The organism is Anaerosporobacter mobilis DSM 15930 (assembly GCF_900142955.1).
In the GTDB taxonomy this organism is placed as follows: Bacteria; Bacillota; Clostridia; order Lachnospirales; family Lachnospiraceae; genus Anaerosporobacter; species Anaerosporobacter mobilis.
Genome location: NZ_FRCP01000005.1, coordinates 595258 through 614067 on the forward strand (window position 1 = coordinate 595258; position 18810 = coordinate 614067).

The 18810-nt window shown below is 35.6% G+C and carries 14 protein-coding genes; 1 reads left to right on the top strand and 13 read right to left on the bottom strand.

All coding sequences use genetic code 11. The annotated features are described in order from the left end of the window. Nucleotides 1-5: 5 nt before the first annotated feature. From BUB90_RS02530 to BUB90_RS02575, 10 genes are all read right to left on the bottom strand, one after another. Nucleotides 6-1085, bottom strand: a complete 1080-nt coding sequence (locus BUB90_RS02530; protein WP_073282601.1) for a SufB/SufD family protein — start codon at nucleotides 1083-1085, stop codon at nucleotides 6-8. Continuing rightward, complete coding sequence (sufB, locus tag BUB90_RS02535) at nucleotides 1085-2485, bottom strand: Fe-S cluster assembly protein SufB (RefSeq protein ID WP_073282599.1); 1401 nt, start codon at nucleotides 2483-2485, stop codon at nucleotides 1085-1087. The genes BUB90_RS02530 and sufB overlap by 1 nt, the downstream gene beginning before the upstream one ends. A gap of 26 nt (nucleotides 2486-2511) precedes the next feature. Beyond that, complete coding sequence (gene sufC / locus BUB90_RS02540) at nucleotides 2512-3255, bottom strand: Fe-S cluster assembly ATPase SufC (protein WP_073282389.1); 744 nt, start codon at nucleotides 3253-3255, stop codon at nucleotides 2512-2514. 18 nt (nucleotides 3256-3273) lie between these two features. Further along, nucleotides 3274-3729 (bottom strand): metal-dependent transcriptional regulator, encoded by a 456-nt coding sequence (locus BUB90_RS02545; protein WP_073282391.1) that lies wholly within the window; start codon nucleotides 3727-3729, stop codon nucleotides 3274-3276. A 264-nt stretch (nucleotides 3730-3993) separates the two neighbouring features. Next, a complete protein-coding gene (locus BUB90_RS02550) occupies nucleotides 3994-5529 on the bottom strand; it encodes a nitrite/sulfite reductase (protein ID WP_073282393.1) in 1536 nt (511 codons plus the stop codon). 123 nt (nucleotides 5530-5652) lie between these two features. After that, nucleotides 5653-7125 (bottom strand): protein adenylyltransferase SelO, encoded by a 1473-nt coding sequence (locus BUB90_RS02555; protein ID WP_073282395.1) that lies wholly within the window; start codon nucleotides 7123-7125, stop codon nucleotides 5653-5655. A gap of 160 nt (nucleotides 7126-7285) precedes the next feature. Then, nucleotides 7286-9022, bottom strand: coding sequence for a S8 family peptidase (locus tag BUB90_RS02560; protein ID WP_073282397.1), 1737 nt, complete (start codon nucleotides 9020-9022; stop codon nucleotides 7286-7288). A 184-nt stretch (nucleotides 9023-9206) separates the two neighbouring features. Beyond that, nucleotides 9207-9422: a hypothetical protein gene (locus BUB90_RS02565; protein ID WP_073282399.1), complete on the bottom strand. Its 216-nt coding sequence runs from the start codon at nucleotides 9420-9422 to the stop codon at nucleotides 9207-9209. Nucleotides 9423-9476: 54 nt separating this feature from the next. Next, nucleotides 9477-11645 (bottom strand): glycoside hydrolase family 36 protein, encoded by a 2169-nt coding sequence (locus BUB90_RS02570; RefSeq protein ID WP_073282401.1) that lies wholly within the window; start codon nucleotides 11643-11645, stop codon nucleotides 9477-9479. Between the two features lie 122 nt (nucleotides 11646-11767). After that, the gene (locus BUB90_RS02575; RefSeq protein ID WP_073282403.1) at nucleotides 11768-14272 is read right to left on the bottom strand and encodes a beta-mannosidase; all 2505 of its coding nucleotides are present in this window, start codon (nucleotides 14270-14272) and stop codon (nucleotides 11768-11770) included. Nucleotides 14273-14434: 162 nt separating this feature from the next. On the opposite strand from BUB90_RS02575, the gene BUB90_RS02580 reads away from it, so the two are divergent. After that, on the top strand, nucleotides 14435-15310 hold the full coding sequence (locus BUB90_RS02580) for an AraC family transcriptional regulator (protein WP_073282405.1): 876 nt from the start codon (nucleotides 14435-14437) through the stop codon (nucleotides 15308-15310). Between the two features lie 94 nt (nucleotides 15311-15404). Here the strand turns inward: BUB90_RS02580 and BUB90_RS02585 are convergent, their stop codons facing one another. The 3 genes from BUB90_RS02585 to BUB90_RS02595 all read right to left on the bottom strand — a co-directional run bounded on the left by BUB90_RS02585 (nucleotide 15405) and on the right by BUB90_RS02595 (nucleotide 18698). After that, the gene (locus tag BUB90_RS02585) at nucleotides 15405-16247 is read right to left on the bottom strand and encodes a carbohydrate ABC transporter permease (RefSeq protein ID WP_073282407.1); all 843 of its coding nucleotides are present in this window, start codon (nucleotides 16245-16247) and stop codon (nucleotides 15405-15407) included. Beyond that, nucleotides 16247-17143, bottom strand: a complete 897-nt coding sequence (locus BUB90_RS02590) for a carbohydrate ABC transporter permease (RefSeq protein WP_073282410.1) — start codon at nucleotides 17141-17143, stop codon at nucleotides 16247-16249. Before BUB90_RS02590 ends, BUB90_RS02585 begins: the two co-directional genes overlap by 1 nt. A 106-nt stretch (nucleotides 17144-17249) precedes the next feature. Continuing rightward, nucleotides 17250-18698, bottom strand: coding sequence for a type 2 periplasmic-binding domain-containing protein (locus tag BUB90_RS02595; protein ID WP_073282412.1), 1449 nt, complete (start codon nucleotides 18696-18698; stop codon nucleotides 17250-17252). Nucleotides 18699-18810 lie beyond the last annotated feature (112 nt).

An 18810-nucleotide genomic window follows, 5' to 3' on the forward strand; every position in this document is an offset into this window, starting at 1 on the left:
CTTGTCTAATCTAATCTCTTATCAATCTCGGCTAGGATTTCTTCTCTTAACTCTTCTTGTTCTATTCTTTCAATAATATGCGAAAATTTCGCTTTAACAATTAATTTCATTGCTTCTTTTTGGCTAAATCCTCTAGTCATAAGATAAAACAATTCTTTCGAATCTACTTTTCCAGAAGCTGAACTATGATTACCTTCTACATCTTCTTCTGTACATAATAACATTGGTAATGCTTTTGATTTCGCTTTATCCGATAATAGCATACAAAATTCGTTTTCGTTTCCTTTCGCCTTTTTGGCTCCCGTTTTAAAATCTAGGGTACCTTTGAAGCTTTTCGTTGCCCTGTCCTTTAAAGCACCTTGCACTTCTATATCTATATTCGTTTTCTCACCGTACAGATGAGCCATATAATTTATGTCTATCTTTTGGTCTTCCTTTCCAAGATAAATACTATTAATATTACCCTCGGAATTGTTTTTCTCCAAATTCACGTAGTAATTAGAAACACTACTTCTTCCACCAAAATCTACTGTGATAATATCTACTTTTGCCGATTCTTCTACATTACTTTCTAGACTAATGAAATTCCTAGAATCTTCATTTAACAAATTAATCACAATAACCCGAATATCTGATTTCTTCTTTGCTTTAATTCTACAGATTCCATTATGATAATCTTTCTCATGCAAATCAGCATTATCCTTACTAGATTTATACTTAAGGATAACTGTTCCTTTGCTTCCTTCTTCTGCTAAGATTTCTATGTTATCAACTAAGCAATGATCCTTTCCTTGAAAATCAAAAACAAGCTCTACATTTTCTTGATTCTTCTGATCCATTACAATTTTAATGTTTTGGTTTGATTGCTCATTTACTTGGTCTTCTAATATCTCTCCAACTCCATATATCAATGAAGTATCCTTAATTCTTTCGTTTGTTGTTACCTGCCCTGCCCTATCTTTTATCGTTACCGAATCAAACGCAGTGATTTCTTCTGGAACCGTGAAGTCATCTAGGACAATGTCATTAATTCCGAATTTCACACTTGTCCTAACAGGTGTCTCATTTAATCTAATTTTATCCATCATCCAATCGCCCCTTCCAATTCTAAATTAATTAAGTTGTTCATCTCCACTGCATATTCAATAGGAAGTTCTTTTGAAATCGGATAAGCGAATCCTCTTACGATCATTGCTTTCGCATCTTCTTCAGATAACCCTCTTGACATTAGATAAAATATTGTCTTATCGCTTATCTTACCTATTTTTGCTTCATGAGAGAATTCTACATCATCTGTTCGAATATCGTTTACCGGAATGGTGTCGGACTTTGATAAACTATCAAGCATAAGTGATTCGCAGGATACTGAACATTTTGAATTCTTAGCATTTTCGCTTATCCTTACTAACGATCTATAGGTACAAGTTCCACCGTTTTTGGATATTGATTTTCCATCTATAACACTAGAAGTATTTGGTGCGTTATGTACCACCTTAAACCCATTGTCTAGATTCTGTCCTTTACCTGCGAAAGAAATTCCTGTGAATTCTGTTTTTGCTCCTTCTCCATTTAAGATACTCATCGGATATAACATCGATATTTTAGAACCAAAGGAGCCGGATACCCAGTCAACCTGAGCATTCTTTCCTACAATCGCTCTTTTCGTATTCAGATTCAACATGTTCTTCGACCAGTTTTCAATAGTTGAGTATCTTAGGTATGCATTGTCTTTGACATACAGCTCTACACATCCTGCATGAAGATTTACCTTATTGTATTTTGGTGCCGAACATCCTTCTACAAACTGAAGACTTGCTCCTTCGTCCACGATAATTAAAGTATGTTCAAATTGTCCTGCTTCTGGCGAGTTTAGTCTAAAATACGATTGAAGTGGTATATCTACTTTTACCCCTTTTGGTACGTATACGAAGGAACCACCTGACCAAACCGCTCCATGCAATGCTACGAACTTGTGATCACGAACGGATACACATTTCATAAAGTACGGCTTAACAAGTTCCGGATAATCTCTAACTGCGGTTTCCATATCTGTATAGATTACCCCTTGCTTTACTAATTCCTCCTTAATGCTATGATATACTACCTCCGAATCATATTGTGCACCCACACCTGCTAAGGATTTTCTTTCTGCTTCTGGGATTCCTAAACTTTCAAAGGTGTTTTTGATATCGTCTGGTACATCATCCCAGCTACTATTTAATTTAGATTTTGGCTTTACATAAGTCGCAATTTCGTCCATGTTCAATTCAGAGAGATCAGGACCCCAAGTTGGTAATTCCAAAGAATTATATACCTCTAAAGCCTTTAATCTAAATTCTCTCATCCACTCCGCTTCTTGCTTTTGATTAGAGATTTCTGCTATGATATCAGGCGTAAGGCCTTTCCTTATCTTGAATTCATACTTGTCTTCATTCTTAATGTCATATATATTTCGATTAATTTCTTCTACATTCGTCTTTTTCATATTAACAGCCTTACCTTTCACATTATTTATTCTAATTTATATTTTCCATATCCTTCTTTTTCAATCTGACCTGCCAATTCTTCTGTTCCTGTTTTTACAATTTTACCGTCAACTAAGATATGAACATAATCTACTTTCAAGTTTTCTAATATTTTTGCATTATGTGTAATTATTAGGACTGCATTCTCATCATTCTTATACATTTGAATTCCCTTTGAAACAGTTCGTATAGCATCTACATCCAGTCCAGAATCTGTTTCATCTAATATGGCAAGTTTTGGATTCAAAACAAGCATCTGAAGAATTTCATTTTTCTTTTTTTCTCCACCAGAGAACCCAACATTTAGATTTCTCTCCATATTACTTGGATTTATATCTAATTGTTCCATATATCCTCTTATCTCTTCTTTAAATGGCATTAATCTTACAGGCTTACCTGTCATTTTGTTTCTTGCATATTTCAAAAAATTAGTTACCGATACACCTGGTATCTCTTCCGGTAATTGGAAGGACATAAAGATTCCTTTTCTAGCAATTTCATCTGTTTTTGAATCAGTAATATCCTCTTCTTCAAAAATTATTTCACCGTTTTCTTTTTCGTAAGTAGGATTGTTTAATATAGAATGTGCAAGAGTTGATTTACCAGCTCCGTTCGGTCCCATAACGATATGAACTTCTCCTTTGTTTATCTTTAAGTTTAGTCCTTTTAATATTTCTTGTCCTTCTGCATTTACATATAGATCTCTAATATCTAATAAAGTATTATTCATAATGTATCCTTCCCTTTCCTAAAAATGAATTGATTTTTTTCTTCTTCCACAATCGAGACATCTTTCATTGTTAATGTCATAATCACATTTCAAGCCTTGAATACCTAGTGTGTTTTGTACATATTTAGCTAATTTATTTAGTGTATGATCCTCCATACTTTTTTTTATTTTCTCTGCTTCTATTTTTGCCTCTTCTGTTTCTATTTCTAGTAATTCGGTTAAAAACAGATAGACTATATCATAAGCTTCTAACACTTTTCTTGCAGTTTTTGTTCCTTCATCGGTCAACTCTATTTTTCCATATACTTCATAATTTACTAGTCCATTTTCAGCAAGTAGTTTTATGGCTTTATTCACCCCTGCTTTGGTACATTGCATCTTTTGGGCTATATCTGTTACTCTGATTTCTCCCTTTTGGTTTTGTAGAACGTACATTGTCTTGATATATTCTTCTAAAGATTTTGAAATTCGCATCATACGCCTCCCTTTTGTTAACCTAGGTTAACATTACTTCTTTTTTTATAGTTTGTCAAGTACATATTCAATACAGAGTGTAGCCACATAAGATACATCCACCTATATTGAAAGTACTAACCTCTTTCAACCTACAAAAAAACGACATGAAACCAATTTGGCTCCATGTCGTTTTTCTTATTCCGTTAAACGATATCCGTACAAGTACACCTCCATAATTACAAGTACTATCTGTATACAAATAGATATTTTTATATTGAACTCTTATAAGTATTTTGCTGCTAACTTTCCTAAATTCTCAGGATATTCCTTACGATATTCTTCATAGGATAATCCTAATGAAGTAACCTCTTTACCTATATCAACTAAGAATTCTGGAATATCATCTTCTACCATAACTCCCATTTCTTTACCAAACTTTTCTTCTCCTATAAGCTCACAACCATCTTCATAGACTGCGAAAGCAAATTTCGGTCCATCTACAGTTGGTTTTTTGCCACCTCTAAACCCAAGGGTGCCGGTTTGATGAGCAGAGCAAGAAGATGGGCAACCAGATATATGAATCGGAGGAAGTACCTTGTCGTTAAAATTCTCTTGTTTCACACGTTCAATACAAGCATCTAAAAGAGCTTGTGATTTTCCAATTCCTACTTGGCATATTGTTGCACCAACACAAGCAGTGGATCTTTCAAAAAGGGTATTAGCTCCGTCTTTTGTTGCTTCTAATACTCTATGCGCTTCTGCTGCTGTCAGATTAATTACATACACTCCTTGATCAGGTGTTATACGTAATTTAACTTCTTTCATATTACTAATAACTTCATAAATCTTCGTAAAAAATTCTGGGTTAGGATTTCCTCCAATTGGATGATACTCGACAGCATAAAGCCCTTTTTGTTTCTGTTTTATAATTCTAGGATTTGAGATTTCACCATCACCAGTTTTATTTATTACATCTGGCTTTACGTTAATATCAAGTTTTTCATTCTCTAGATTATAAGCTAATTTTTCTTGGTATACATTAATGAAGCCTTCAACTCCAAGTGAGTCCTGCAAGAATCTTGTACGAGATGCTGCTCGATTCGTATAATTACCATGTTCGGTAAATACATCAACCATAGTTTTAATGTAGTACAAGATTTTCGATGGTTCTACATCTTTTGCTACACATACTCCCATCTTAGGTTTAATTCCAAGTCCCCCTGCTGCATATACATCAAAAGTTTGGTTTTCTTTTGCAACAAATCCCAAATCACGGAAGGTTGCATGTGTTTCATTCTTTTTAGAATTAGTGAAACATACCTTTAACTTTCTAGGAAGTTTTACCTTCTTGATAAAACCTAGAAGATAATCTCCAGCTTCCTTTGCATAAGGAAGTGGATCAAAGTATTCCCCTTCTTCTACCCCAGAAAGTGGAGAACACATAACATTTCTTGGGAAATCCCCACCCCCGCCTCTAGTTATAATACCATGATCAAACGCTTCCTCAATTAGACCACATACCGAAGCTTCCGTCAGATTGTGAAGCTGTATTGATTGGCAGGTCGTAAAATGTACCAGGTCTATGTTATACTTTTTAACACTATCAGCTACAAATTTCACATTTTCTTTGTTCAACTCTCCGCCAGCGAATCTCAACCTTAACATATTATGCTCACCACCTCTTTGAGCATAACTACCAAAACCACCAGAGAACGATTTATATTCTGGTACCGTAATTTCTTTTTGATAAAACTTTTTTGTCATTTCATGAAATTCTTTAAGATCTTCACGAAATTCTTCCACATGATTTTTCGCCATTAAAATACCATCCTTTTTCTATAAATATTATCTTTCATAATGAATGCACTAAGTGTAATCATTACAGTCCATAACAATAGTATACCAAATTATTCCCTTTAATTCAAACTAGACGTTATCGACTTACGTACCACAATAGGTTTTGTATCCACAGTCATGCAAATCAGATGGCGTTTCATAGTATTCGTTTCTATTATTATAAGCAAATGGATGACTAACTGCAGAAACAAGGTCTTCAACTGCACTATAATCCTTATGTTCCACAGCTCGTTCAAGTGCTTCTTCTACTCTTTCATTTCTTGGAATTACTATTGGATTCCTATTTTCCATCAACGTTTTCGATTCCTCTAGAGATTCATTCTGTTCCTTACGACGTTTTTGCCATAATCCATACCACTTTTCAAATTCTTCGGAATCCATTAATTCGGACTGTGTTTTCAAATCCAACGTTAAATCCCGAAAAGTATTCGTATAATCTGCGCGATACTTTAACATAATGCGTAACAACTCTTCTATCAACTGCTCGTCTCCATTAACAAAATGGAACAAACCAAGTTTCTCCCTCATTCCTTTATACCAGAACGTACGGTATAACGTGGAAAATTGATCAATCTCTGTCTGTGCAATTTGAACCGCTTCCTCTTGCGAATTCGCTAACAAAGGTAGCAGAGCTTCTGCAAATCTGGCTAAGTTCCAAGCAGCCATCTTTGGTTGGTTCTGATAAGAGTATCTTCCACTAGTATCAATGGAACTAAAAACCGTTTCTGGTTTGTAACGATTCATGAATGCGCAAGGTCCATAGTCAATGGTTTCCCCACTTATTGTCATATTATCTGTATTCATTACACCATGAATAAACCCAACTAATTGCCACTGAGAAATTAATCTTGCCTGCCTTTTTACCACTTCCTGTAGCAAATACACATATGGTTGATCCTCCGTCTTCCCTTCCTTATAATGTCGCTCCAAGGTATAATCCGCTAAAGCTTTTAGTGCTTCTTTATTCAACATACGATTTGCATACTCAAAAGTACCCACTCGTATATGGCTCTTAGCCATTCTTACTAATATAGCACCTGGTAAACCCGTTTCTCGCAGAACACTTTCGCCCGTGGTTACAACTGCTAGACTTCTTGTGGTTGGGATACCAAGCCCTTTCATCGCTTCACTAATAATATACTCCCGTAACATCGGACCAAGTGTTGCTTTCCCATCTCCTCCTCTAGAATACGGCGTTCGTCCAGAACCTTTTAGTTGTATATCAAACCTTTCTCCCTTACTTGTAACATATTCTCCTAGAAGAACTGCTCGTCCATCTCCTAACATTGTGAAGTAACCAAACTGATGTCCTGCATATGCCTGCGCAATTGGTGTTGTTCCTTCTATTATTTTGTTTCCCGCAAGTACTTCTGATCCCTGTGGTTGCAAAAAGAAGTCAAGGTTTAACCCAAGTTCAGTTGCTAAGGCGTTATTCCAAATCACCATTTCCGGTGAAGGTACTTCCCATGGCAATTGTTGAGAATAAAACTCTTTGGGCAAGGTTATATAAGTATTCTCTAATTTTATCTCTGACTTATTCACATATCGTTCTTTCATGATTAACCATTCCTTTACTTAGTAACTACTATTTATATTTAGTAGTGTTATCTCATTGTCATTGATTATTCGTAAAGCTGAATAATTATTAGAAGCATTCCTAATCTATGGTAATAAGAACGAGGTGCAACAAGCCTCCTCGTTCTTATATGATTAATTATTATATCGGCAGACTATCTCTGACACATAACGCTCCCCAACCTACTTGTGGATTCGGATATGTATTAAATCCAGGTAAATGTCTTGCTCCTTTTATTAAATAAGCCTTTAGTTTTTCTCCGTAAAGATATTGATCATTTCCCTTAACGATTCCCCACTGCATCAACATTGCAGCACTACCAGTGACAAATGGCGTTGCAAAAGAAGTACCAGTATACGTGGAATAACTTGAATTCGGTGCGGTTGACGTAATATCCACCCCCGGTGCTACGATGTCAGGCTTAATTGTTTCTCCATCTCTAGTAAAACCACGCCCCGAGAAATTAGCATAACTATCCGTACTGCCATCATAGGCACCTACAGTAATAGCACGAAACGTAGTCGATGGTATCGTCAGGGTAACATCTGGTGTTGGACGCAAAAATCTTGTCTCCGCACTAATTGCATTACCTGCTGGCAACCAAAAATCATAATTACCTACAACAATATTTTCTCCATTTAACCGAATCTTCCATATACCAGTTGCCACTCTTTCCATTACCGGAATAAATTCAAAGTAGATTTCTTGCGCTTTGTTGAACGGAATCGGCTCTCCATAATAGAATAATACCCGCGTATTGTCAACTACAAAGCTTTGCGTTCCCTGAATCTCACGTATTGGACCTACTGTTACATTACTTGGACTGGTTATCTCAATGGACATAATATCATTATAATTTTTCCATAGCTGCAAATTGAACGTTCTCTCATATTCCGACACAGCAAGCTCTATAATCTGATTGCTACGATTTTGAACAAATCCATTTGTGTGCCTTGCCGTTGCTCCTTCGTTTCCGGAACCTATAACAATATTACTCTTCCAAAGGTTAGCAATATCATTAATGTAATATTCTAGCAATGATCTTCCATCATGTGAACCATAATTATTACCGAAGCTTACATTAACCGCAATCGGTTGCCCTATTCGAATGGCATTGCGGATGCAAAAATCGATTCCTTGCATCAATTGTGTCGTATTGGGAAAAGACAATGGAGTAGGGGCTCCTAATTTCACTATAATCATATTGCTCTCAGAGGCTACTCCTCTATTCCTACCGTTACTTGCTCTTCCATTCCCACAAGCAATTCCAGCAACTCCTGTACCATGTCCCGATAAATCTACGCTCGGTACAATTGCCAATCGTTGTGCTATATTTCTTTCAGCCAAAGCCTCGTTTATGTTCTCACGTGTATATAAGGTCCCTATATCATAACCTTCCGGGGGCGAGCCTTGAATTGTCTGGTCCCATAGCATTTCTATTCTTGTTGTTCCATCGTTATTTCGAAAATCCGGATGACTATAATCTATTCCGGAGTCAATAATTGCAACTATAACACCTTCCCCAAACAGATTAAATTGCGGTAACTGTAGTTGATTTATACAAGATTCTGCTCTACCATTTGCCACTGCGAAAACAAGTCGTTTCGGTTTTTCTATGAATTCAATTTCTTCATAAGTACCAAGTCGAGTTATAAGATTCTCTGGTATTATAAGGATTGCATATTCATTCAGTAGTTCCACAGCACTTATATGCAGTTCGTCACGTATACGTTGAAGACTACCAGTATATTTAACAATTAATTCCCAGGATTGTACCTCTGGTAAAAACCCAACATCAAGATCAAGTGTTTGTTCTCTCGTTTCTTGACCCACATCAAGTGCAAGATTCAGTTGATTATCTCTTTTTCCACTATTCATAATCGTTCACCAAATTATTACTTATCTAGATTATATGTATCTACCCTACTATTCAATTCACGAATTCTTTTCTACAAGAGATTATAAAATAGCATCAGACTTCATATAATAAACTCTGAAATCTGATGCCTCCTAGGTAGTTGCGAAATGATTTATCTTTATATTTAGCAACGTCCTCATTCATTTAAACGTTCTTATTAACACTTGATAAGATTGCCAGATTCATAAATGAATCGACTTTGTCTTCAAGATTATCGCCATTCAGTACTCTATCAGCTTCTAGTCTTTGGTGATTATCTTTACAACGAAAATATAGTTGTTCTTTCTCAGCCTCTGTTAGTCTTTTATTATTCTCAATGGCTACCGGGAATGCCCATAAACCTATGCCAAAATAGTCCATACTATAACCTCCTATTTTATCTGATAGGTTTATTGTCCCTTAGATTATATCTTTCTATTCAATAACAATTTCAAAAAGTCTAGCCATAACCTGTTTTTCAAATGTAACTGTTAATTTCATCTTCTCCATATCATATACGAATTCAGTTTCTTCTTTCACAGGATAGATACATCTTACTTCCTTTATGCTTTTACCTTCTGCACATAGGCTTTTCTCTAAATTAATCTCCCAGATATCTTCTTTGGCATATCGTTTCCATACAGCAAGATATGCTTTATTCTCATTCTTAATTCCAGAACATAACCAAGTATCTTTGTTATCTGCTAAACCATTCGGCCAGAATGGTAGGGAATCCTTAATATTGTTTCTTATGTCTTTATAACATGCAATGCCTTCTTTCACAAGAGCAAGTCTCTCTTCTGACAATTCTGCAAGATGTCCACTTTGATGAATTCGCAATAACATAGAATTAATCATATTAAAGATTACTTCTTCTTTATCACCATTCTTCATTGGATAAGACCATACCGCAGCCTGTTCTGGCGTCACACCTGTAATGGCATTGGCGGAGATTGTAGCATAATTTCTATAATCTTCTTGATCCGATGTGGATTGAATGCTATAACGACTTAGTAAAGCGTAGTCAATTCGCAAACCACCACTAGAACAGTTCTCAATAACTAGATCTGGATATCTTGCAAATACTCCATCAAGCCATCTAAGATATGCTCTTTCATGCTCTAATAAACCTTGCCCCACACTATCCGCATCAAGTTCTGTTCCAGCACCTGGCTCAATATTATAATCCATCTTAATATAGCCGGCACCATAATCACGTACAACACGGTCGATTACTTCATCTACATGGGCAATTACTTCTGGATTTCTAAAATCTAACTGATACCTGCTTCGGTCGAATACTCTCTTTCCATGGCGTACGAAAAACCAATTATCTGGTACTTTCTTTGCTTTCTCACACTCGATGCCCATTACCTCAAGTTCAAGCCAAACGCCTGCTATCATACCTTTACTTCTGATATAATCAGTCACTTCCTTAATTCCATTAGGAAATCGCTCTTTACTTTCTTTCCATTCTCCTACACTATCCCACCATTCTCCTGGTGCATACCAACCAGCGTCAATAACATAATACTCGCATCCACTATCTGCTGCTGCATCGATTAATGGAAACTCTTTCTCTGTGGTAGGATCTCCAAAGAGACAATTCATATAATCATTAAAGATAACTGGTAATTCTTCATCATCTCGATTCGGTCTACGGATCATACGACGATATTTTGTTAATTCTCCCATAGCAACATCGAAGTCATCTTTAGCTACACCAACTGCAACTGGAATGGATTCGAAGGATTCCCCCGGTTTTAAAACCTTGTACCATTGTGACTGTATCTCGGTTGGACCACTTACATTAAGGTAGTAATTATTATTCTGGTCACCAATTTCATAATGCCAAGAACCATTATGCTCTATCTGCCAATAAAGGCTTGTATGTGCCTCTGTATTCTCAAGATATCCCATAGGTAGATATTTTTTAGTAGACCAGTTTCCCGTATTGGTAATCTCAATTACTTGAGAAGTTCTTTGGGTCACTGTTGGTTGTGTCTGTGCCATACCAAGATCAGAAAAGCTGAAGTTCTTCCAGCTCATCTCTTTTTGCCAGCCATTGTAAGGAATCCACATATTCATCTTATCATCAGATGACAACGCACCTTCTTTCTCAATTCCAGTATAACAAAAGGAAGATATGTATTCTAAGGTCTGTGCCTCGGTTCCTACATTCGTGATTTGGTTATGAAATCTAACAACAGATGTACCCTTATAGAATTGCATGGTTGTAACCACTCGTGTTTTGGTAACTGCGGTATCCTCTTGTATTATTACAAGCTTTCTACCAATTTCATTATTCGTATCTTCCATATCAACATATCGTAGAAGGTAACCTGGTGCGGTAACGATATGTTTGTTACCATGTTTCTCAAATGGTCTGTTATATCCTGCTAAATTAACCTGCACTAATTGAAAGGCTTCTTGTATATACTGCTCTCTTCTACTGACTTCTTCCGGTTTACATTCTGCAGATGGCCTACATAAATCCTCCTCATTAAAGTCAGTATGCGAAAAATGAAGTAATTTAAATTGATTATCTTTCGTTATTCCAAATACAACGTTAATCCCGTTTTCCTTAATCTTAATATATTTCATACGCTTATCCTTTCTTTATCTATGTTAGGTTTCGAGAATCAAAAGACCATCTATAACCTTTTAACCCTCGAATCCTTGTAGTCATTAAGAGATGATAACCTAAGTCTTTTTCAATTTATTTACTAAAAACTATAAGAATCGCTTAATGAAGTAACAGTAACTTCTGGTATTCCTACATAATCAGTAGGAAGTACCCCCGTAACTATATGTTCTTTCGTATCTGTTAGATGAAAGAAATTATCCGATAGAATCACATTTACCCCATGAACTGTAATTTCAGTAAATAATGCCAATGCATCACTCTTTAAAGTAATTTGTAACGTGTCATTTACTCTGGTCGTACTACAGTTAATGGAAACATACTTTAAGTTCATATGTTTATATGGTTTTAATACTTCCACTTGCGAACTAGTTGTACCATCTGAATGATGGAACTTAGCTTCGATAAACACCTCGTTCTCTCTGCCTTTTACATATGGATTCACATCAATTCCTTCCGTAAATGCAACACCAAACGCTTTCGTCTCTATATCTGCTGACCATTGATGAATCACGTTACACTCCATGTCCTTCACATATAATTCTACCCGCGAAGTTGTATCTGCAAAAGACTCATTCTGTACATATGGAATAAAGCAAGTTTCTTCTCTTTTCAAACTACCAAGTATATCTGCATAGAAATGTCTAGCCATATAATGCAGTGCTTTCCATCTTCCAAAATAATCAATACTTGCCCATGAAGCCACTGGCCAATTGTCATTAATCTGCCAATAGATAGACCCCATACATCTTCCTCTGTTTCTTCTAAAGTGTTCAACTCCTGCTTTGATTGCAATCCCTTGTAACACTTGACTTACATAGACTAAGCTAGCAAAATCTCTTGGATACAAGAAATTGTCTGAGATATATCTAAGAATCTTTGAATTAGCGGCATCATTCTTTTGATGACTCTCCATTACTTCCGAGAATATGTTCCTATCCTCTGGTAACGTGAAAGATTCAATTGTCTTCATACAAGGGAAGGATTGAAATCCAAATTCTGAACAAAACCTAAAGTAATAATTCTCATAATCACTAAAAGGCTTTTCACCATGCCACACATCCCAATAATGTCTATCACCAATATCATCACTATCCGGATTGTCAAATCCCCCACCTGACGACGGAGATGATGGCCAATAGAAGGTCTTATCATCCTCTTCATTGACTATAACCGGGATTAACTCTTCAAACAAAGTAAGATAATCCTGTCTAAGCGCATCAGAATGGTCACAAAAACCACCCCAATGATCCCAAGCTGATTCCATTTCATTATTCCCACACCAAAGACCAAGGCAAGCATGATGTCGAATTCTTCTTATATTATCCCTTATTTCCTCTTCAATCGTAGCTTTTAAGCCATTGGTTAACTCATATACATTACAGGCAAACATAAAATCCTGCCATACAATCAACCCTTTTTCGTCACACATCTCGTAGAAGGTATCCGATGGATAATAACCTCCTCCCCAAACTCTCAAACAGTTATACCCTGCTTCCACAGAAGAGTCAATTAGGTATTCCATACGATTAGGTGTAATCCATGAGTAAACACAATCTTCCGGAATATAGTTAGCACCCTTCGTAAATATCTTAATTCCATTCACGCAGATAGCAAATTCCTCTCCCCAGGAATCTTTCTCTCTACTGACGGTCAATGTTCTAAGGCCAATTCGGTAACTTTTTTCATTAAGAATAGCTCCTTTATTGGTTAATGTAGCCTTTAACTCATATAGTGGCTGTTTCCCATATCGGTTTGGCCACCAAAGTTGCGGCTGTTTCACCAAACACATATTATTATGGACGCTAATTTGATTCCCATCTGGTGTAATCAGTACATATTCCACTTCTAAATCTGGTAATAATTTTTTTGCTTCTTCCAGACGCATTCTCTCACCAGATTCTAGTTTAACCTCTGTATCTACGGTTAGTTGAACCATTCCAGCATCATGTTTTTGGTCAACTTTAACATCTTCTAGACTTGCCACTTCATAACAACGAATATATATGTTCCTCCAGATTCCCATATCTGGTAGTTGTGGACCCCAATCCCATCCAAACATAGAATGTGCTTTCCGTATATATTGATTTGCTTCCATAGCACCACATGCAGTGAAATGTATCTCCTTACCTTGTTCCGGTACATGACTCTCAATATAGTTTATCGGTGAATATATGTGTATACGAATGGTATTCTCTCCATTCACTAGTGCATCATTACAAGAAATCTGATATCTTACATGCATGTTATTTACTGACTTAATCAATTTATCATTCATATAGATATCTGCAATGGTATCAATACCCTCACACATTAGTTCATATATTTTTCCTTCTTCCTTGTGGATAGAAAAACTTCTAGTAAAGATGAAATCATTACGTAACATCTCTCTTGTAAAATATTCATTGGTTCGGTAATAAGGATCCTCTAATAACTGATTATGAAGTAAGCCAGATAACACGGACCCCGGAATCCGAACACTGCATTCCGTCACACTACAATCCTTATTGACATTCGTTTCAAAGGCTTCTCCATCAGATCTCTTTAGAAGCCAATCTCCATTCAAACTAATAATTTGTTGTTCCATACATATTCTCCTTATCTTACATGTATAACTCTGTATTTTTCTATATGTAATCCGAATTAATTTAGCTTCCCTGTAGCTTAAATTAAATATATCAATTTAATTAATTTACTGCTATAATAATCTTATCTAATAATTGTACAAATCTATTCTGTAGGTGATATTATGAAAACTCTTTATGAAAAAATTGATATGATTAACTCTCCTTTTGAAGCCTTCTATGTAACAAAAGAGAATTTTATTGAAAAGATAGCTGCCCATTGGCATTACTTTGTTGAGATTATGTATCTTGTAAGCGGAACCGTCCAAGTTAACTGTGACAATATAGATCATCATCTAAACGCTGGTGATTTAATATTCTTTCATCCCGGCTCCATTCATAGTATATATAATCCCTCCGACGATATGCATTATGCCATTATAAAGCTGAATCTAAGTAGTTTGCACACGATTGGTGATCATTTTCTTAAACCCGTTGCAATTATTCGAACCGCTAAGGGCAACGAAAAAGCTCCAATCCATGTACAACAAGAAGAGCTTAAAGCTCTACCAATAGCTGATTGGTTCAAACGATGTATCACCGAATTATCAAAAAAGGCATATGGATATGATATCAGCTTTTACTCTACTGTTTCTAACATACTAATTGAAATCATTCGAATCTGGAAACAACATGGTTTTGTGGTTGAACAAACTTCACCAGCAGCACCGAATATAGGAACGATTCAAACAATCACAGAATACATAGATGAACATTCCCAGCAACCGCTTCGTGTTGATGAACTTGCCCATATGTGTGATATGAGTTATTCTTATTTCGCAAAAAACTTCCAACTTCTTTATGGGCAATCTTGCAAAGAATATATCGCTTCCATTCGTATTCGAAAAGCTAAGGATCTTCTTATCTATACTGATCTGGATCAAAATTACATTAGTCAAGACACCGGTTTTTCTGATTGTAGTCATTTTATCCGTGTTTTTAAACAGAAGGAAGGAATCACACCAAAGCAGTTTAGAATCAAACACATCACACACCAGTAAAGAGACAATCTTCAAGGTTTTATGTGATTTCATGGATATTTCATATCCGTGTTACACCAACCATATGAAGATTGTCTCTTTACTAATATATTTCTTATCCTTTTACAGCACCGGCAACCATTCCTTTAATTATCTGTTTACTAAACACAAAATAAAGAACAAGGATTGGTGACATTGTTAATAACATCGCTGCCATAATCTTCGGGTAATCCGAAGCAAACTGACCAGTAAATTGCGTCATAGCAAGTGGTACCGTTTGGAACTTAGTATTAGAAATCAATACCAATGCAAACGAGAATTCATTCCAACAAGCAAAGGTCTGTATAATTGCAATCGTTGTTAGGATTGGTTTCGTAACCGGTAATATAATGCTGAACAAGGTACGGCTAAAACTACTTCCATCGATTGCAGCCGCTTCTTCAAGAGCAACTGGTATCCCCTTTACAAACCCTTCCACCAGAAATATTGCAATCGGTAATCCAAAAGCTACGTAAGGTATAATTAATGTATACCATTTATCCGTTAACCCAAAATTCTTAAAAACAATATAAATTGGTACCAACAGGGAATGAATTGGAATTAACATCCCCATTAAGAACATTACATAGATTACTCTATTTAGTTTGAACTTTATTCTTGAAATAATATAGCCTACAATGAATCCACAGGTAACAATCAATACTATAGATATGAAAGTAGTTCTTAAGCTGTTAAACATGGATTGATAAATATGATAATCTGGATTAGTAAGTACTTTCGTATAATTACTTATAGTAGGGTTTGCTGGTAAACCAACGATATCAGCATTGAATACACGCTTCTCTTTCAATGATGAATAAAACATCCATATCAATGGGAAGATACAACTTAATGAAAATATAATCAAAATCAAGTTAACAAAAACCTTAGAAAACATATGTCTTGATTGTTTTTCCATTATGCCACCTCCTTATCTTTCGAGAAGTAAGTAATTAATTTTTGTGAGCCAAGAATAACGATTAAGCTCAATACGAAAATACCAATTGAAATTGCACTACCATATCCCATATTTTGTTGTCCAAATGAAACTTTGTACCCATAGAGTGCCATAACCATAGAAGATCTACCTGGACCACCTGAAGTCATTACATAAATATGATCGAATGCTTTCATGTTACCCGCGATACATAAAGTAACACATACTAACAATGTATTCTTAATTAAAGGAAGTACGATATATATAGCTCTTTGGAATGCATTCGCACCATCAATCTCTGATACTTCAAAAATCTCTTGGTCAATGGACGATATGGCTGATAAGATAATAACCATATAATAACCGATAAACTGCCATATCAATGGAATTGCAATAAGTAACATTACTAACTTAGGTTCATTCAACCAAACTTTAGCAGAATCTCCTTTGCCGATTAGATCTAATAACCAATTTAATAGACCTCTTTTGTAATCATAGATCATGCTCCAAATGAATCCAATCGATACTGCTGCAATAGTACTTGGGAAGAAACCAAATGTACGATGAATTCCTTTTAACTTTGTATATCTTGAATTAATCATTAATACGAATATAAACGCTAAACCAATCTGTCCAATTATACAGGCAATAACCAAGTAAATATTATGTCCAAAAGCACTCCAGAAGTTAATATCTTTAATCAATGTTATGTAATTTTCAAGACCATTAAAGGTTTTATTAGGGCCACCTTTCCAGTTAAAGAAACTATAATAGAACGCAGTAGCCAATGGTACAAAAACAGAAAACACATAAATAAGAACTGGTATAAGTAAGTAAAAGAATACTACTCTTTTCTTGGGACGTATGGAACTAAGCATAGACTCCCTCCTTGTATCCGATAGAATAATTGGTTCTCATGATGTTTACTCACGAGAACCAATTCATTCATTAATATTGTCAAGTCAACTTGAGTAGATTAATATTTTAATAATTTTCTTCGTAAGCTTTTTGTGCGTTTGCTGCAACTGTTTCTGGATCAATTTCTCCATTAACCATTGTTTGTAAATCAGTATTTAATACATCCCAAACTGCACCAGTTAAGAAAGAGTCATAGATTTCACAACCTGGATTTTGGTAGAAATTATAGAAATCAGTTGTGAATTGATCAAATTTACTCATATCTACAGAATCAACTTTTGTCAATGCTGATAAAGCATAGTTTTCTGCAACATATGTTGAGAAATCTGAACCAGTTAATTTGTAAGCTAAATCGATACAAGCAGCTAATTTGTCTGGATCATCAGCAACTTTTGCATTGATTGCTACAGCATAACCCATACCAGTGTTGTGAGTATTTGTTGAACCTGAAGCACCAGCAGGTTGAGGGATTACAGCAAATTTAGTTCTAGCATATAATTCTGGATCGCTTTCTTTTAAAGTAGCTCCGATATAAGAGATATCCCAGTTACCGCCGATTACTGCTGCTGCAGATCCGTCGATGTAGTATTCTCTCGCATCTTCGTTAGTTATTGCATTGAAGTCCTTATTAAATACACCTGCTTGGAAGATTTCTTGTGTGAATTTTAATGAATCTACGAATGCTTGATCTGTGAACTTAGCACCAGTTTTTTCAATAATTGAGTGATACCAGTCAGAACCAGTAAAACGATCACCTACTGTTGATAAGAAACATGAGTTCATATTCCATTTGTCTCTGTTACCAAAAGCAACTTCTGTAACTTTCTTATCATCAAAGAATGCTTTTGCGCTTACGATCTCGTCCCAAGTAGTAGGGAATGCATCAAATCCTGCTGCTTTCCAAAGTTCTGAATCGTAAGCTACGATTGCACAAGAACCTTCACAAAGTGCTGGTAACCCATAAGTTTTTCCATCATATTGGAATGGGTAGAATTTACTTAAATCATATTGAGCTGCATATGGAGAAGTATTAATAATATCTGTCATATCTAAGATAAGACCTTGGTCAGCCCAAGCTTTTGTATTCATACCTTGTAATAAGAATACATCTGGTAAGTCATTTGCGCCTGCTAAAGTGGCAATTTTACTTTTATATTCATCATTTGCTAATACATTTTGTTCAAGCTTGATGTCTTTATGAGCATCGGCCCATTGTTGGTTCATAGTACGGAATCCATCAGATCCACCATTTCCTTGTGCTTCTTCTGATGTAGAGAAATGCATAATGTTAATTGTTCCTTTGTAAGCTAATTCACTAGACGAAGTATCTGTCGTCGTTGTGTCTGTCGTAGTGTCATCTGTTTCTTTCGTATCATCTGTTTTAGTTTCATTCGTAGCAGTTTCTGTACTATTCGTATCTTTTGTTGCAGAATTATTATTCTTCTTTCCACAACCAACTGCCATTGAAGCTACTAATGTTACACATAACACTAAACTAAGTAATTTTCTTTTCATAACATCTTCTCCTTTTATATGTTTTTTAGTAATCACTTTCTGCAACCCCCATCTTATGTGCAGTAGTTATTTACTAACTAGAGTATACCAAATTTTCTCATTATACAGAATA

What these genes read in the sequence shown, in the direction of transcription:
- BUB90_RS02585 (WP_073282407.1), bottom strand. Translation starts at nt 16,247, where the DNA reads ATGGAAAAACAATCAAGACATATGTTTTCTAAGGTTTTTGTTAACTTG.
- BUB90_RS02560 (WP_073282397.1), bottom strand. Translation starts at nt 9,022, where the DNA reads ATGAATAGTGGAAAAAGAGATAATCAACTGAATCTTGCACTTGATGTG.
- BUB90_RS02590 (WP_073282410.1), bottom strand. Translation starts at nt 17,143, where the DNA reads ATGCTTAGTTCCATACGTCCCAAGAAAAGAGTAGTATTCTTTTACTTA.
- sufB (WP_073282599.1), bottom strand. Translation starts at nt 2,485, where the DNA reads ATGAAAAAGACGAATGTAGAAGAAATTAATCGAAATATATATGACATT.
- BUB90_RS02565 (WP_073282399.1), bottom strand. Translation starts at nt 9,422, where the DNA reads ATGGACTATTTTGGCATAGGTTTATGGGCATTCCCGGTAGCCATTGAG.
- BUB90_RS02530 (WP_073282601.1), bottom strand. Translation starts at nt 1,085, where the DNA reads ATGGATAAAATTAGATTAAATGAGACACCTGTTAGGACAAGTGTGAAA.
- BUB90_RS02570 (WP_073282401.1), bottom strand. Translation starts at nt 11,645, where the DNA reads ATGAAATATATTAAGATTAAGGAAAACGGGATTAACGTTGTATTTGGA.
- BUB90_RS02595 (WP_073282412.1), bottom strand. Translation starts at nt 18,698, where the DNA reads ATGAAAAGAAAATTACTTAGTTTAGTGTTATGTGTAACATTAGTAGCT.
- BUB90_RS02550 (WP_073282393.1), bottom strand. Translation starts at nt 5,529, where the DNA reads ATGGCGAAAAATCATGTGGAAGAATTTCGTGAAGATCTTAAAGAATTT.
- BUB90_RS02580 (WP_073282405.1), top strand. Translation starts at nt 14,435, where the DNA reads ATGAAAACTCTTTATGAAAAAATTGATATGATTAACTCTCCTTTTGAA.
- sufC (WP_073282389.1), bottom strand. Translation starts at nt 3,255, where the DNA reads ATGAATAATACTTTATTAGATATTAGAGATCTATATGTAAATGCAGAA.
- BUB90_RS02575 (WP_073282403.1), bottom strand. Translation starts at nt 14,272, where the DNA reads ATGGAACAACAAATTATTAGTTTGAATGGAGATTGGCTTCTAAAGAGA.
- BUB90_RS02555 (WP_073282395.1), bottom strand. Translation starts at nt 7,125, where the DNA reads ATGAAAGAACGATATGTGAATAAGTCAGAGATAAAATTAGAGAATACT.
- BUB90_RS02545 (WP_073282391.1), bottom strand. Translation starts at nt 3,729, where the DNA reads ATGCGAATTTCAAAATCTTTAGAAGAATATATCAAGACAATGTACGTT.